General features: G+C 63.1%; 15 protein-coding genes. 1 reads left to right on the top strand and 14 read right to left on the bottom strand.

The window, feature by feature from the left end; translation table 11 throughout:
- Positions 1 to 4 precede the first annotated feature (4 nt).
- The 6 genes from PPGU16_RS32155 to PPGU16_RS32130 form a co-directional block, all read right to left on the bottom strand.
- Entirely contained in the window at positions 5 to 724 is a 720-nt protein-coding gene (locus PPGU16_RS32155; RefSeq protein WP_180726753.1) for an ABC transporter ATP-binding protein, read from the bottom strand.
- A complete protein-coding gene (locus PPGU16_RS32150) occupies positions 721 to 1,842 on the bottom strand; it encodes a branched-chain amino acid ABC transporter permease (protein ID WP_180726752.1) in 1,122 nt (373 codons plus the stop codon). The genes PPGU16_RS32155 and PPGU16_RS32150 overlap by 4 nt, the downstream gene beginning before the upstream one ends.
- Positions 1,842 to 2,708, bottom strand: coding sequence for a branched-chain amino acid ABC transporter permease (locus PPGU16_RS32145; RefSeq protein WP_180726751.1), 867 nt, complete (start codon positions 2,706 to 2,708; stop codon positions 1,842 to 1,844). Before PPGU16_RS32145 ends, PPGU16_RS32150 begins: the two co-directional genes overlap by 1 nt.
- A 34-nt stretch (positions 2,709 to 2,742) precedes the next feature.
- Positions 2,743 to 3,969, bottom strand: coding sequence for an urea ABC transporter substrate-binding protein (locus PPGU16_RS32140; protein ID WP_042305445.1), 1,227 nt, complete (start codon positions 3,967 to 3,969; stop codon positions 2,743 to 2,745).
- 39 nt (positions 3,970 to 4,008) lie between these two features.
- A complete protein-coding gene (locus PPGU16_RS32135) occupies positions 4,009 to 5,526 on the bottom strand; it encodes an amidase (RefSeq protein ID WP_180726750.1) in 1,518 nt (505 codons plus the stop codon).
- A gap of 205 nt (positions 5,527 to 5,731) precedes the next feature.
- Positions 5,732 to 6,820 (bottom strand): substrate-binding domain-containing protein, encoded by a 1,089-nt coding sequence (locus tag PPGU16_RS32130; protein WP_224030429.1) that lies wholly within the window; start codon positions 6,818 to 6,820, stop codon positions 5,732 to 5,734.
- A gap of 160 nt (positions 6,821 to 6,980) precedes the next feature.
- Between PPGU16_RS32130 and PPGU16_RS32125 the strand changes: the two genes are divergently transcribed.
- Positions 6,981 to 7,415: a MarR family winged helix-turn-helix transcriptional regulator gene (locus PPGU16_RS32125; RefSeq protein WP_180726749.1), complete on the top strand. Its 435-nt coding sequence runs from the start codon at positions 6,981 to 6,983 to the stop codon at positions 7,413 to 7,415.
- Positions 7,416 to 7,430: 15 nt separating this feature from the next.
- Here PPGU16_RS32125 and PPGU16_RS32120 read toward each other — a convergent pair whose 3' ends face one another.
- From PPGU16_RS32120 to PPGU16_RS32085, 8 genes are read right to left on the bottom strand one after another with little or no spacing between them, the layout of a single operon-like run.
- On the bottom strand, positions 7,431 to 8,195 hold the full coding sequence (locus tag PPGU16_RS32120; RefSeq protein WP_007577467.1) for an SDR family NAD(P)-dependent oxidoreductase: 765 nt from the start codon (positions 8,193 to 8,195) through the stop codon (positions 7,431 to 7,433).
- A gap of 33 nt (positions 8,196 to 8,228) precedes the next feature.
- Positions 8,229 to 8,867, bottom strand: a complete 639-nt coding sequence (locus PPGU16_RS32115) for an ANTAR domain-containing response regulator (RefSeq protein ID WP_243460744.1) — start codon at positions 8,865 to 8,867, stop codon at positions 8,229 to 8,231.
- A 13-nt stretch (positions 8,868 to 8,880) separates the two neighbouring features.
- On the bottom strand, positions 8,881 to 10,035 hold the full coding sequence (locus tag PPGU16_RS32110; RefSeq protein WP_180726747.1) for a transporter substrate-binding domain-containing protein: 1,155 nt from the start codon (positions 10,033 to 10,035) through the stop codon (positions 8,881 to 8,883).
- Positions 10,036 to 10,093: 58 nt separating this feature from the next.
- Positions 10,094 to 11,080, bottom strand: a complete 987-nt coding sequence (locus tag PPGU16_RS32105) for an acetamidase/formamidase family protein (RefSeq protein WP_180726746.1) — start codon at positions 11,078 to 11,080, stop codon at positions 10,094 to 10,096.
- Positions 11,081 to 11,093: 13 nt separating this feature from the next.
- On the bottom strand, positions 11,094 to 11,801 hold the full coding sequence (locus PPGU16_RS32100) for an ABC transporter ATP-binding protein (RefSeq protein ID WP_180726745.1): 708 nt from the start codon (positions 11,799 to 11,801) through the stop codon (positions 11,094 to 11,096).
- Positions 11,798 to 12,508 carry an ABC transporter ATP-binding protein gene (locus tag PPGU16_RS32095; RefSeq protein WP_180726744.1) on the bottom strand — a complete coding sequence of 237 codons (711 nt, stop codon included), beginning with the start codon at positions 12,506 to 12,508 and terminating at the stop codon, positions 11,798 to 11,800. The genes PPGU16_RS32100 and PPGU16_RS32095 overlap by 4 nt, the downstream gene beginning before the upstream one ends.
- Positions 12,505 to 13,596, bottom strand: coding sequence for an ABC transporter permease subunit (locus PPGU16_RS32090; RefSeq protein WP_224030431.1), 1,092 nt, complete (start codon positions 13,594 to 13,596; stop codon positions 12,505 to 12,507). The genes PPGU16_RS32095 and PPGU16_RS32090 overlap by 4 nt, the downstream gene beginning before the upstream one ends.
- Positions 13,596 to 14,477 (bottom strand): ABC transporter permease subunit, encoded by an 882-nt coding sequence (locus PPGU16_RS32085; RefSeq protein ID WP_180726742.1) that lies wholly within the window; start codon positions 14,475 to 14,477, stop codon positions 13,596 to 13,598. Before PPGU16_RS32085 ends, PPGU16_RS32090 begins: the two co-directional genes overlap by 1 nt.
- Positions 14,478 to 14,536 lie beyond the last annotated feature (59 nt).

Genomic DNA, 14,536 nt, shown 5'->3' with positions numbered 1-14,536 from the left:
CCCGTCAATGCGGCTTCTTGCCGAGATAGATTTGCTGGATGAACGGATCGCTCATGATGCGCTCGGGCGTGTCCTCGCGAATGATCGCGCCTTGATGCAACACCGTGACCTTCTTTGCAATGCGTCGGATGAAACTCATATCGTGTTCCACCACGACGAGGGCATGGCGCCGGTTGATCTCGAGTATCAGGTCCGCGGTGCGCGCCACTTCCGCATCGCTCATGCCCGCCGCGGGTTCGTCGAGCAGAATCAGCGGCGGGTCGGCGGCGATCACGACGGCCAGTTCGACCCACTGACGTTCGCCATGCGCCAGCAAGCCGGTGATCGCGTCGCGATGCGAAAGCATGCCGACGCGCTCCAGCACTTCCCGCGTCACGCGCTCGGTCTGCCTGGGCGTATTGACGCGCCGTGCCGCGAGCCACACGTTGTCCCACACGGAAAGACCGTTGAAGAGGCTCGGCACCTGCGTCTTGATACCGATGCCCAGCCGCGCCGGCTCATGCGGTTGCATCGCGGTGATGTCCTTGCCCCGAAACAGGATCTCGCCCGACGTCGGCTTGACCTGACCCGTCAGCAGCTTGAAGAAGGTGCTCTTGCCCGCGCCGTTCGGCCCGATCACACAGCGCAACTCCGCCTCGGCGAGTGAGAAGTCGATGTCGCGCGTGGCGTGCACGCCGCCGAAACGGACGTTGAGCTTGCGTGTTTCCAGCAGCGGCTGCGTCATGCGGCTTCCTCCCGCGATGAGCTATGTGTATCGTCCGGCGCGACGTTGCGCGCGTCATTCGATGAAGAGCGCGTGCGCCGGACGGCGCCGAAGAGCCGCATGCCCAGTTCGCCGAGAGTCGGCACGATGCCCTTCGGCACCATCAGCACGAACACGACGAGAATCGCGCCGAGCACGAGGTTGGAATTGATGGTCTGCTGCGTGCCGATCTGCGTCGTGAGCCACTGGATCGCCACGCATCCGATCACGGGCCCGACGAGCGTGCCGAGCCCGCCCACGATGACCCAGATGATGATCTGCGCGGATTGCGCGAGGCCGAATACCGTGGGACTCGTGAACGCACCCCAGTTCGCGAAGAGGCAGCCCGACAACCCGGCGATCGCCGCGCCCAGCACGAAGGTCAGGAGCTTGTAGACACGCGAGTCGTAGCCGAGCAGCAACAGACGCTGTTCGTTCTCCTTGCTCGCGACGATCACCCGCCCCATCTTGAATGCGAGCAGTACGCGCAGCAAAAAATACACGCCGAGCAGCGCCGCCAGCGACAACTCGAACAGCCCGCGCGGACTGATCACATCGTCGATATTGCCCGGCGTATTCAGCGGCGCGATGTTGGGAATGCCGTTGAAGCCGCCGAGCGCCGCAGTGCCGATCTTCCATTCTGGACCGGCCGTCGAGTTGACCAGGTTGAAGAGAATCAGCGTGACCGTGAGCGTGATCACGCCCATGTACACGTCCGAGAGTCGTCCATAGAAGATCAGATAGCCGAGCACCGCTGCAAAGGCGGCGGGCAACACGATGGCGAGCATGAACGGCACCGTGCTGTCGCCCATATTGGTGACGGCAATCGCATACGTGTAAGCGCCGAGACCGAAGAACGCCGACTGGCCGAAGCAGAGAATGCCGCCGAAACCCCACACGAAGCCCAGACTCAGCGCGAGTATCGCCATGACGGCGTAGACGGTGGCCTGCACGAGCGCAAAGTCGTCGAGCACGCGCGGCAGCACGATCAACATGATCGAGCCGATGGCCAGCGCGAGTGCCGCGCTCTTCCACGACCGCGAGAAGCGCGACAGCGCATCGGCAACGGGCATCGTGCGGGTCGCGTTGACGGGCGTCATCACAATGCCCCCTTGAAAAAGCGGCCAGTGATGCCGCGCGGCAGCAGCCGCAGCATCACGATCGCGCCCACCAGCAGCGCGACCTCGCCGAGCACGGGCGTCGATGCGAACGTGGCGACCTGATTGATCGCGCCGAACAGCACCGACGAACTGACCAGTCCCGCCACGATCGCCGGCCCGCCGCCGATCACGGTGATGAACGCCTTGGCGATAAACGCGCCGCCCATGGTCGGCACGACGCCCGTCATCGGCGCGAGCAACGCGCCCGCAAGTCCCGACAGCGCTGCGCCGATGGCGAAGGTGGCCGAATAGACGCGGCCGGGCGCGATGCCGAGCGCATCGGCCATCTGCGGATTTTGCATCGTGCCGCGCGCGATCAGACCGAGCGACGTATGCAGCAGCACCCAGCGCAGCGCGACACCGAGCACCACGGCAACCGCGATGATGACGAGCGTATAACTGCTCACCGAATATCCGCCGATCGTGAAGTTGCCCAGCGGCGCGGAGATGCCCGCCGTGGTATTGCCCGCAATCGAGGTGACGACGCCGATCAGAAGCAGCGACAGCCCCCAGGTCGCCAGCATCGTGTCGATCATGCGGCCGTATAGCCGCCGGATGAAGACCCGTTCCAGCACGACGCCGATCAGCGCGACCACGAGCGGCGCGACGACGAGAATCGCAACCCACAGATTCACGCCGAAGTGGATCGCCTCGATCGCCGCATACGCGCCCAGCATCATGAACTCGCCGTGCGCGAGATTGATCACCTTCATCATGCCGAAGATGACCGCGAGCCCTGAAGAGATCACGACGAGGCTCGCAATGGCGTAGAGCACCTGAATCAGAACGATCGCGGCAAGATCCATCGTAGTTCCTCTCCATGAAGACGCGGCGTGCGCCTCAAAGCTTGATCACGTATTGCTGGTTGTCGCGCGGGTTCTTGATGAGATTGCACACCGCGCTCGTATCGACGGGAGGCTGGTTCTGGAACGTCTGAACGATGTCGAGCTTGTGACTCTTCACCTGCGCGATGCTGACGTTGAGCACGCAGTGATGCGTCGCCGGATCGATCGACACCTTGCCGCTCGGCGCGTCGATGCTGATCCCCGATTCCAGCGCCTCGATCACCTTCACGCGGTCGAGCGTGCCCGCCTTCTTCACGCCCTGCGCCCAGAGGTTGAAGCCCTGATAGGTGCCCATTGCCAGTTCGGTGATGTTCGGATAGTTCGCGCCGAAACGCTTGTGAAAACGGTCCTTGAACGCCTTGTTCACCGGGTTGTCGAGGTTCTCGAAGTAGTTGTAGGAGACGAGGAAGCCATCGCACTCCTCGGGCGAGAGGACGATCTGCTCGTTACCGCCCGCGAACGTCGTCGACGCGAGCGGAATCTTCTTGTGCAATCCCGCCGCGGCCCATTGCCGGTAAAACGACATATGCGATCCACCGACGAGCGCCGACACGAGCATGTCGGGCTTCGCCGCTTCGATCTTCGAGATGGTCGAGCCGAAGTTGGTCACGTCGAGCGGGAAGAAGTCGATTGACTGAACCGATCCGCCGTTGTCCTGGACGAATTTCTTCACCCATTGCGAGGTGATCTGGCCGTAGTTGTAGTCGGCGGCCACGACATAGACCTTCTTGCCCCACTGCTTCATCGCGTAAGGAATCAGCTTCGCGACGGTCTGGCCCGGCGTCACGCCCGTGCAGAACGTGTTGCGATCGCACACGCCGCCTTCATACTGCGTGTTGTAGAAATAGAGCGTGCGATAACGGTCCAGCACAGGGCGCATGACTTCGCGCGAAGCCGACGTGATGCCGCCGTGCACGACCGCGACCTTGTCCTTCAGCGCCGATTGCTGCGCGAACTGCGTATAGAGCTGCATGCTCGATTGCGGATCGTAATTGAGTAGCTTGATCTGCTTGCCGAGCAGGCCGCCCTGCGCATTCCACTCTTCGACGGCAATGGTGAGGCAGTCCGCCATCGGCTTGCCGTAGATATCGAGGCCGCCCGACAGGTCCGTGATGCCGCCGACGAGAATCTCGTCGGCCGCTTCGGCGATGAAGGGAAACGAGCCCGCCATTCCAGCGGCTACCGATGCCGCAGACGATTTCAGAAACGCACGTCGGTCCATAGAGGGGTTCCGGAAAGAGACGCGAGAAGGATCACAAGATCAGACTTTCATCCAGTCGATCGACTGTTCGAATGCGTAGGCGCCGCGATAAATGGTCGCTTCGTCCCAATGCTTGCCGATCAGCATCATGCCCACGGGCAGGCCGTCGACGGTGCCGCATGGCACGCTCATCGCGGGATGCCCCGTGCAATCGAACGGGCATGTGTTCGGCAACATCTCGAATGCGCGCGTGACGACTTCCTCGACGCTCGCGCCCGGCTTGGGCAGCGGTGTGGCCGTAAGCGGCAGCGTCGGCATCAGGAGCAGGTCATAGTCGGCGAACGCGGCGTCGTAGGCGGCCGTGAGCTGGCGCGACAGGTTCTGCGCCTTCGCATAGAAATGCCCGCGATAGTGGCGGATGAAGTACTCGCCGAGCACCATCGTGATCTTCAGCGTTTCCGACAGTTCGTCCGCGCGCTCGTGCCAGCCGGCGTGATAGTCCACCATGCCCGTCACGTAAAGGCCCTTCCAGTTGAAGCCGTGACCGTTGTCCTTCATCATCTGCTGCGTGGCGCCTTCGGCGGCGATCGGCAGCCAGATCGACGGGCCCACGCGATGCATCGGAATCGATACTTCGCTGACCTTCGCACCCAGTTCGGCAAAATGATCGGCTGCAGCGCGTACCTTGGCATCCGATTCCGCGAGCGATTGCGGCCATCCGAAGCCCTCTTTCACGACGCCGATTTTCAGTCCACGCACACCTTCCTTCATCAGGTCCGAATAAGGCTTCGCGGTTTGCCCTGCGTACTGACGCGGATCGAGACCATCGGGGCCAGCCAGCACTTCGAGCATCAGCGCGTTATCCGTCACGGTGGCTGTCATCGGCCCCGTGTGGTCGATCGTCAATTCGATCGGCATGACGCCCGTATAGGGAACCAGCCCATGCGTGGGCTTCATGCCGTAGATCCCGCAATACGACGCAGGCATACGGATGGAGCCGCCCTGATCGCCGCCGATAGCGAGATCGACTTCGCCAGCGGCCACGAGCGCCGCGCTTCCCGACGACGAACCGCCCGCCGAATAGCCCATTTTTCGCGGGTTGTGCACGGGCGCCGGCGCGCTCGTATGCGAGCCGCCCGAGAAGCAGAAGTACTCGCAGGTGGCCTTGCCGACGATGGTCGCGCCCGCGTCGAGCAGACGCGTCACGATGGTGGCGTCGACATCGGGCACATAGCCTTCGAGTGTCGAGGCGCCGTTCATCATCGGCACGCCCGCAAGGCACACGTTGTCCTTCAGCGCGACGGTCTTGCCCGCGAGCTTGCCCGTGGGCGCGCCCTTCACTTCGCTCTTGACGTACCAGGCGCCATAGCGGTTTTCTTCGGCAGATGGACGATAACCCGGCGTGCGCGGGTAAGTGACGCGCGGGACATAATCGGGCATTGCGTCGATGACATCGTATGCGTCGAAATTTGGCTGCAGCAACGTGTGATAGGCAGCAAGCTGCGCTTCGGACAGATGGATGCCGAGACTGATGGCGACTTCGTCAAGCTGGGCGGGCGTGGGACGTTTCACTGCCATGGCTTCCTCACTCGAACGGATTCGTAACGGACTGCCGCCTGCTGTCGTGCCGCTATGCAGGCGTGTCGTAATGAACGGGACGAATCGACCTGCAGGTGTCCCGATCTGCGAGCCATGGTATGGACACATATTTTCCGAGTCAACAATTTATTTTCCATGGAAACTAAATTGCGGGGAACCCGGTTCAGCACGAAACACGCATCGCCTAGAGCGGTGAAAGCACCTCGAAATGATGACCCTCGGCCCGCGCCAGATAGATCGGAACGTGGTTCACACGGCCGCCTGCATAAGCAGAATCGCGGGCGCTTCGATAGGAAAGCGGTGCGATACCGAGTTGTGCGAGCCCGGCCTGTTCGGACAGACGTCTGCGCCGCGCATCGTCGAACAGCGCCGCGAGGAAATGAATGCCTTCGTAGGTGGATTGGCCGAAGGTGTCGAGCGTCGGTGCACGCGCGCCGTATCGCCCGCGATAGCGCTCCTTGAATGCGAGGTTCGCATCCGTGCGCAACGAAGCGAAATAGCCCGAGGCCACATACAGCTCGGCGGTGTTGCGCGCGCCAATGCCGAGCAGTTCGTTTTCGCCGAGCGCGCACGACAGCCGCACGATATGCGCTGCCAGCCCGGCCTCGCCGAACGCACGATTGAAGTCGATCGTGTCCTGGCCGATCAGGGACAGCAGCACGGCATCCGCGCGCCGCTTGCGGATCGCATCGAGCACCTCGCCATAGTCGCCGCCGCCGAACGGCAGATACATGTCGCCCACCACCTCGGCGCCCGCATCGAGTACGTAACGTCGGGCCAGCCGATGGGTCGCGTGAGGCCACACATAGTCGTTGCCGACGAAGAACCAGCGCTTCGGGCGACGCTGCGTGCTGATCCAGTGAATGGCCGGCTGCAGCTGGTGCCGCGTGGTTTCGCCGATTGCGAAGACGCCGGGTGTGCGCTCGCCGCCTTCATAGAGCGGCGTATAGACGAACGGAATCTGTCCGCCCACCACTTTGAGCAGATCGAGGCGCACGGCGCTCGTATGCATGCCGACGAGCGCATCGATAGCGCCGTCATCGACGAGGTCGGTCAACGCGGCGTCGAGTTCGCGCGCGTCGTCGCCCGCATTGATCGTCAACAGCCGGCAGGGGCGGCCCGTGATGCCCGACGACGCATTCAGTTCGTCGACGGCGAGCTGCGCCGAGGCGAGCGCGCAAGGCCCCCAAAGTCCGGCCGCGCCGCCTAACGGCACGCACAACGCGATGGTCATCTCCTGCCCTGAGCGGCAAGCACGGGAACGCGGCTTCATCAAACGGTCGACGCGGCGAGTTCGAACGATTCAGGATGCACCAACGAATGGCGTGCGCGCACCATCGCGCGCCCGCGCCAGAGGACACTTGCACCGATACTTTCCGCAGAAAATTTATTTGCGTAAGATCCAGCTATTCGTCTTCCACAAAGCATCTACCATGCCGGATACCGACCTTTCCTCCTACCTTGCCTGGCTCATCGCCTCCGCGCATCGGCAGATGAAGCTCAGTCTCGCCCAGCTGACGGCCGAAGAAGGCGTCAACGAAGAGCACTGGCGCATTCTGCATGCCGTCTCCGACGAGGCGGGCCACTCGATGAGCGAACTCGCCGCTCAGGTCCTGCTCAACCTGCCCGCGCTGACCAAGAACGTCGACAAGCTGGTGAGCCGCGGCCTCGTGCTGCGCTCGGCGGACGATTACGACAGCCGCAAGGTGCTGATCTTCATCACGGACCGGGGCATCAAGCTGCTCGCCCGCCTGCAACCGGGCGTAGACGCGCATCATGCCGCCATCGAAGAAGCGCTCGGCCCTCGCAACGCAAAGCAGTTGAAGCGTCTGCTCGAACGGTTCATCGAGGAGTCGGGACCGCGGTGACGCGCCCCGCCCACGTCAAAGCTGCACGCCGCGCGTGAGCGCGCCATCGACCACGAAGTTGGTGCCGCTCACGAAGCTCGCCGCCGGACTCGCGATGAACGCGACGGCATTCGCGATCTCCTGCGGTCTGGCCATGCGCCCAGTGGGATTCAACGCGAGCGCGCGCTCGAACAGCGCCGCATCGTTATGCTCGATCCAGTCCCACACGCCGCCTTCGAAATAGACGTTGCCGGGCGACACCGTGTTCGCGCGAATGCCTTTGGACGCAAGCTGATTCGCGAGGCCCTGCATGTAGTGCACGAGTGCCGCCTTGAACACGCCGTAGGGGCCGGCTGCGAAATCGATCTCGCGTCCCGACACGCTGGAGATCGCGACGATCGACGCCGCCTTGCTCGCCTCGAGCCAGGGCATCGCGGCGTCGACGAGATTGACCGTGCCGAGCAGATCGGTTTCGAACTCCTTGCGCCACGATTCGATATCGTTGCCGATAGCGAGCGCGCTGACGTTGGCCACCACGATATCCAGCCCGCCCCAGTCCTTCGCGACATGTTCGACCCACGCCTTCAGCGCGCTGCCGTCCGCGACATCCACGGCCGCGCCCGAAGCACGCGCGCCGCCCAGTTCCGCGAGCGCGCCCGCCGTCGCTGTCGCAGCGGCTTCGTCGCGCGAGCAGATGGCCACGTCGGCGCCTTCCTGCGCGAGCGTGCGCGCAATGGCCAGACCGATGCCCTTGGTCCCGCCCGTCACGATTGCCTTCAGTCCCTTCAGTTGCAAATCCATGCTGGTTGCCCCTTGTTGAACCAACGGTTGAACTCAGTCGTCGCCGCGCCCATCCTCGGGCATCATCCCGCGCTTGATCTGCAGCACCTCGCCCGCCTGGATCACGGAATGACAGATGTCGTCGATCGACACACGTTTTTCCATCGCCTGGGCGCGCAGCATGTCGTACGCTTCGCTCTCGCTGACGCTGTGCATCGTCATGAGAATGCCCTTGGCTTCCTGCAGATGCCGGCTGTCGAGCAGCTTCTGCTCGAGCCTGGCGATGCGTTGCAAGTGCTGCCGCGAACGCCGCGCGTGATAGAGCGCCATGACCACCGTCGACAGCAGGCCCGACGCGCGGATCGGCGTCGTGACGATGCCGTCCGATCCCATCTTGATGGCCTGATCGATGAAGGTCGGATTTTCATAAGCGACCACGCAGATGACGGGCGGCGCATCCGGCCCGGACCATTCGTCTTTCGGCGCGCGCTCCTCGGGCAGCAGCGCACGGAACACCAGATCCGTCCTGTCGGGCAGCGTCTCCAGCGGCGGCCAGCAACGCTCGACCTGAAAACCCATGCGGCGGAGATGGTTCGTCAGCGTCTGGCCGTCGTCATCGTCGGGATGGAACACGACCACGCGCGGATGACGCTCCAGAATCGAACTGGTGAGACTGCGTTGGTCCCGGCCCATGCGCGCGCTCACGTCAGTAGTCCCGTGTGCTCAACTTCGTGACCCAGTCCCCGAGCGTCTGACGCGTCATATACGGGTCGGGTCCGACGGCGAATTTCGATTCGCGCAGCACGGTGAACTGGCCGTCCGCATTCGCGCGGCCGATACGCGGATACAGCGCCATGTGATGATTGACGGGATCGATGCGCACCCTGCCTTGCGGCGCCGCGAATTCGGAACCGAGCAGATGCGGCATGATCTTGCCGATTTCGTCCGACCCGGCGCGCCCGCAGGCTTCGGCGAACATATGCATCTGATAGTAAGCGGCTTCCCAGTTCATGTCGGTCGGCGTATCGACACCGAAGCGCGCCTGGTGCTGCCGCACGGCGCGCTGGTTCTCGACCGTGTCGACGCTCTGAAAATAAGGCGCCGCCGTGAAATGTCCCGCGGCGATGCCGCGTTCCATTGCATGAATCTCGGTCTCGGACGTATTGAGGCTGCCGATCGGCATCCGCGCGGGGTCGAAGCCCGCGTGCGCGTAGGCCTCGTAAAGATACGGCACGGTCGCGCCGATCACCGTGCAGAATATCCAGTCGGGCGATTTGCGCGCGATATCCGCGACGACCTGCGCGAACTGCTCGCGGTCCGCTTCGAGGGGGAGATAGCGCTCGCCGAGTATCGCCCCTTCCGGATGCTGCAGCAGCAGTTCCTGCATGGTCCGGTTGCATTCGTACGGATAGACGTAGCGTGACCCGACGAAATAGACGCGCGCGCCGTACGTCTGCGTCATGAAGTCGGCGAGTTGCACACCGTTCTGATTCGGCGACGCACCGCTATAGATGATGTTGTCCGAGTACTCGAAGCCCTCGTATTGCTGCGAATAGATCAGCAGGCGGTTGTGCTTCTCGACGACGGGCAGCATCGCCTTGCGGCTGGTGGACGTATAGCCGCCGAAGATCACGTTGACGCCGTCCTGCACGATCAGGCGCTCGGCAAGCTCACGAAACACGGCGGGGTCCGAGCCCGGATCGTAGTGAATGGCAACGAGTTCGCGTCCGTCGATGCCGCCGCGCGCGTTGATCTCGTCCATCGCGAGGCATGCGCCGCGCCATTGCGACTGTTCCAGAAGCGCCGTCGAGCCGCTCGTGGAGCAAAGCAGACCAACTCTGATGGGATCGGACAATGCCATTTCGTGACATGCTCTCCATATGATTGCGTGCGGGATAGTGCCCGCACGGCAGATCGTTTTACTTGAGGTAGTGCTTGGCGACCATCGCGCCGACCGTATATTTTGGATCGACAAAATTGCCGAGCCGCACTTTGCCGACCTGGCTCAGCATCATATACGCGTCCCACTTGTCGAAGCCGTACTCCGCGGCCATCCACAGCACGAGTTCGCGATACGCAATACGCGTCGCGTCTTCGAGCGGCCGCGCGCTGCCGATGCTCATCAGCGCGTCCTCGTTTTCGAGCCGGGGCCAGTCGATCTTCCATTTCTTGATGAGATCGACCCGTACCGTCGTCGTGCTCTGATACTCGACGGCTGTGCCGCACACTTCGCCATCGCCCTGGCAGGCGTGCGCATCGCCGATGAAAAGCCGCCCGCCGGGAGAGCGCACGGGCAGATAGGTGATGCTGCCCGGCCCCATGTCGGGCACGTCCATATTACCGCCGTGCGAATCGGGCGTGAGCGAATTGATCGAATCGAGTTCGGGCGACAGACTCAGTGTGCCGATATGCGGCTTGTACGGCAGCGTGTTGCGCTTGCTCCAGTACACGTTCTCCTCGTCGATCTTGATCTTGCGCACCACCTCCGGCAAAGGCTCGTTGAGCAGCGCCGTGTAGTCGGTGCCCGTCAGTCCGCCGAAGTTCGGGATCATGCAGCAGAAGCCGTGCGGGTCGTCGCCGCGCGGCGCCATCTTTTCGATGTACACCGCGACCACGTCGCCCTTCTCCGCGCCCTCGATCATGATGGGCCCGTTCTGCGGATTGAGGAACGGCACCGTCAGCACTTCCGAAGGCTTATCGGTTTCGTTTTTGATCTTGCCTTCGAACGCGTCGCGCGTGTCCACCACCACGCGATCGCCGGGCTTCACGTGCAGCACGGGCGTCGAATATGGCCCGATGGTGTAGTGGAAGGTCTTCTGCAGTTCCTCGGTCAAATGATGTTCCACCGGTTCGCGATCGGCGCCGACGCCGCGCTTCATCATGATCGATTCTTCTAGCCATTTCATGTTCTGCTCTCCGTCACAGTGCCAGATACTGGCGTATCAGTTGCTCATCCCCGAGTTGCGCCGGGCTCAACGTGTCCACGATGCGACCTTTGTCCATCACGCAGCAACGCGTCGCAATGCGTTCGACCATGCCCATGTCCTGCTCGACCAGCACTACGCCGATGCCCGTCTCACGCGCGATGGTCAGCAGCGTCTCGCCGATCAGATCGACGATGGAAGGCTGAATGCCTTCCGATGGCTCGTCGAGCAGCAGCACCTGCGGCGAGCTCACGAGCGCCCGCGCAATGGCAAGCTGCTGCTGTTCCCCGCCGCTCATCGTGCCCGCCTTCTGCCGGTAGCGTGTCTTGAGAATGGGGAAATAGCCGACTACTTTGTCCCGCATCCGCGCGGCCTTGTCCGGGTTCGCCTGCGCGCCGACCTGCAGGTTCTCCGCGACCGTCAGCGCGCCGAAGATTTCGCGGCCCTGCGGCACGTAGCCGATGCCTTTACGCGCGCGCACGTAGGGCTTTTCATGACCGATGGGCGCACCGTCCAGAACGATGTGGCCCGCGTCGAGCTTGACGAGACCGATGAGCGTACGCATCAGCGTGGTCTTGCCGACGCCGTTGCGCCCGATCAACGCGAGGATTTCGCCGCGCCCGATGCCGAACGACACGCCGTTGAGCACGCGCCCGCCGCCATAGCCCGCTGCCACGTCTGCGACTTCGAGAAGCGCGCTCATGATTTCTTCCCCAGATACACCTCCGCGACGTCGTCGCGCGCGAGGATCTCTTCGAGCGGGCCGTCGGCGAGCAGTCTTCCACCGTGCAGCACGGTCACGCGCGTCGCAATCTGTTTGACGAAGGTCATGTCGTGCTCGACCACCATCATCGTCAGGCCGGATGCGGAAAGCCGCTTGATGAGTTCGCCTGTCGCATGCGTTTCCTCGATCGACATGCCCGCGACGGGCTCGTCGAGAAACAGCAGCTTCGGCCGCAACGACACGGCCATCGCGATTTCGAGCCACTGCTTCTTGCCGTGCGACAGATTGCGCGCCAGCACATGCTCTTCAGGTTCCAGCAAAAACCGCTGCAAGAGGTCTTCGATACTGCCAGGCCGGTCGTCCTTCGCGCGATGCAGCGAGAGTTGCAGATGCTGACGCACGCTCAGGTCCGGAAACACGCCGGGTATCTGAAACTTGATGCTCATTCCCATGCGGATACGCTCGTGCGGCAGCACGTGACTCATGTCCCGCCCGAGAAAATGCACGCTGCCTTCGGACGGTCGATGCTCGCCCGTAATGAGCTTGAAGAACGTGCTCTTGCCTGCGCCATTCGGCCCGATCACGCAGCGGATCTCGCCCGCGTCGATCTGAAAGTCGATGCCGTTGATCACCTGCACGCCGCCGAAGTGCTTCCTGAGCGCGCGTGTTTCGAGCAGCACGGTCACAATTTGCCCTCCTCTTGCTTCAGCGTTTCGTCGAAACACGGACGGTTGCGAGCGTTGTCCACGCCGCGCTCACGCTCGAAGCGTCGCATCTGTCTTGCCATGAACGGCAACAAGCCTTCGGGCGCGGCCAGCACGACCACCAGCAATATCGCGCCCATCAGGATCAGCGCGTACTGGCTGCCATAGACCGCGAGATTCTGCGAAAGCCACACGAGCAGCGCCGTGCCGATGATCGCGCCGCCAATGCTCTTCCTGCCTGACGTCGCTACCCAGATCACGGGCATCGCCGCGGCCGTCAGGCCCATCGTCGATGGCGTGATGTACGAGCCCCAGATCGTGTACAGCGCGCCCGACAATCCGCCCAGTGTGCAACCGAGCACGAACACCAGCAACTGATGTCGACGGATATCGACGCCGAGCATTTCGGCGCGCTGCGGGTTCTCGCGAATCGCGATCAGCGTGAGACCGAAGGGGCCGTCGAGCAGCTTGCGCATGAACGCGTAGACGACGATCAGCAGGATCAGCACCAGATAGTAGAAGCTTGCGTTCTCCAGCGTGAGCGGGCCGCCGGGCCACGGGATCGTCAGCGGCGGCATGCCGCCCATGCCGTTGTAGCCGTTCAGGCGCGCCTCGCCGATCGCCCATTGCGGCCCCGCCGTCTGCGCCATGAAGGTTTCGAGCACGAGCGTCACGGATAACGTCACGATGCCGATGAACACGCCCTTGATGCGTCCGAAGAAAATCATGTAGCCGATCAACGCCGCCACGACGACGCTCACCACGATACCCGCGCCGAGGCCGAGCCACGAATCCAACCATGTGTCGCCGAAGTTCAGCGTGAAGATGCCGTAGCTATAGCCCGCCAGCCCGAAGAACGCGGTCTGCCCGAACGACAGGATGCCGCCATAGCCCCACATCGCGGCAAGTCCGAGCGCGCTGAATGCCCACAGCAGACAGTAGGCGAGATTGCCGCTCGTGGTCGCGTCCACGACGAGCGGCAGGCACAGCGCCACCACCCACGGCACGTAGCGCAGCACGCGCGGTGCCGGGCCTGACGAAGCCAGTGACGATTGCTTCACCGATTGCATCACGTCTCCTCCCGGCGCAAGCGCATGAACAGATTGCCGAGCCCTTGCGGCATCAACCGGATGACGACAATCACCGTGACGAGCAGGCCGATCTGCCCGAACAGCTGACCGTAGGACGCGGTGAGCGCGGTCTGGATGATCGCCAGCACGCCCGCCGCGGGCGTCGTGCCAGCAATCACATTCGCGCCCCCGACGACCACCGAGACGAACGCCTGCACGATGAAGTTGCTGCCCATCGTGGGCACCGCGGTCATCGTCGGCGCATAGAGCGCGCCCGTGAGTCCGGCCAGTCCCGCGCCCAGCGCGAAGGTCAGCGTGTAGAGACGATCCGTGCGCAAGCCGAGGCATTGCGCGATGTTGGCATTCTGGATCGTCGCGCGCGCACAGACGCCGTAGTTGGTCTTGAAGAACAGTAGATAAAGCGCGAACAGAATGCAAAGCGCGATTCCCGGCAGCACCGCGCGATACGTCGAGAACGAATACTCGCCGAGCGAGAACGCGCCGAACGGCGTGCCGATCCCTTCGAGCGACGGACCCGCGACCAGCAGCATGGTCTGCTGCACGATCAGGCTGATGGCCCATGTCGCGACGACGGAGTCGAACAGGCGGTCATAAAGATGACGAATCACGAGCCGCTCGATCACGACGCCCGCCAGGGCCGCGGCCAGCGCGCCGAGCAGCATCGCGAGCGGCAGCGGCACGCCGTGCTTGGCCGAGATGATGGTGACATACGCGCCGCACATGATGAACTCGCCATGCGCGAGATTGATGACGCCCATCATGCCGAAGATCACCGCAAGCCCGAGCGCCGCCAGCACCAGATACGCAAAGCTGTCGCCGAACTGATAGATCAACGAATAAAGCACCGACAAGGTGGCCATGATTGCTCCACTTTCAGAGAACGGGCGCGCCCTTCCAATCCTGGGCCGCGCCCGCTCGG

The organism is Paraburkholderia largidicola, assembly GCF_013426895.1.
Lineage (GTDB): Bacteria > Pseudomonadota > Gammaproteobacteria > Burkholderiales > Burkholderiaceae > Paraburkholderia > Paraburkholderia largidicola.
The sequence above is the reverse complement of the archived record's forward strand: the minus strand, read 5'-3'. Positions and strand labels throughout refer to the sequence as shown.

What these genes read in the sequence shown, in the direction of transcription:
- PPGU16_RS32155 (WP_180726753.1), bottom strand. Translation starts at nt 724, where the DNA reads ATGACGCAGCCGCTGCTGGAAACACGCAAGCTCAACGTCCGTTTCGGC.
- PPGU16_RS32150 (WP_180726752.1), bottom strand. Translation starts at nt 1,842, where the DNA reads ATGACGCCCGTCAACGCGACCCGCACGATGCCCGTTGCCGATGCGCTG.
- PPGU16_RS32145 (WP_180726751.1), bottom strand. Translation starts at nt 2,708, where the DNA reads ATGGATCTTGCCGCGATCGTTCTGATTCAGGTGCTCTACGCCATTGCG.
- PPGU16_RS32140 (WP_042305445.1), bottom strand. Translation starts at nt 3,969, where the DNA reads ATGGACCGACGTGCGTTTCTGAAATCGTCTGCGGCATCGGTAGCCGCT.
- PPGU16_RS32135 (WP_180726750.1), bottom strand. Translation starts at nt 5,526, where the DNA reads ATGGCAGTGAAACGTCCCACGCCCGCCCAGCTTGACGAAGTCGCCATC.
- PPGU16_RS32130 (WP_224030429.1), bottom strand. Translation starts at nt 6,820, where the DNA reads ATGAAGCCGCGTTCCCGTGCTTGCCGCTCAGGGCAGGAGATGACCATC.
- PPGU16_RS32125 (WP_180726749.1), top strand. Translation starts at nt 6,981, where the DNA reads ATGCCGGATACCGACCTTTCCTCCTACCTTGCCTGGCTCATCGCCTCC.
- PPGU16_RS32120 (WP_007577467.1), bottom strand. Translation starts at nt 8,195, where the DNA reads ATGGATTTGCAACTGAAGGGACTGAAGGCAATCGTGACGGGCGGGACC.
- PPGU16_RS32115 (WP_243460744.1), bottom strand. Translation starts at nt 8,867, where the DNA reads ATGGGCCGGGACCAACGCAGTCTCACCAGTTCGATTCTGGAGCGTCAT.
- PPGU16_RS32110 (WP_180726747.1), bottom strand. Translation starts at nt 10,035, where the DNA reads ATGGCATTGTCCGATCCCATCAGAGTTGGTCTGCTTTGCTCCACGAGC.
- PPGU16_RS32105 (WP_180726746.1), bottom strand. Translation starts at nt 11,080, where the DNA reads ATGAAATGGCTAGAAGAATCGATCATGATGAAGCGCGGCGTCGGCGCC.
- PPGU16_RS32100 (WP_180726745.1), bottom strand. Translation starts at nt 11,801, where the DNA reads ATGAGCGCGCTTCTCGAAGTCGCAGACGTGGCAGCGGGCTATGGCGGC.
- PPGU16_RS32090 (WP_224030431.1), bottom strand. Translation starts at nt 13,596, where the DNA reads ATGCAATCGGTGAAGCAATCGTCACTGGCTTCGTCAGGCCCGGCACCG.
- PPGU16_RS32085 (WP_180726742.1), bottom strand. Translation starts at nt 14,477, where the DNA reads ATGGCCACCTTGTCGGTGCTTTATTCGTTGATCTATCAGTTCGGCGAC.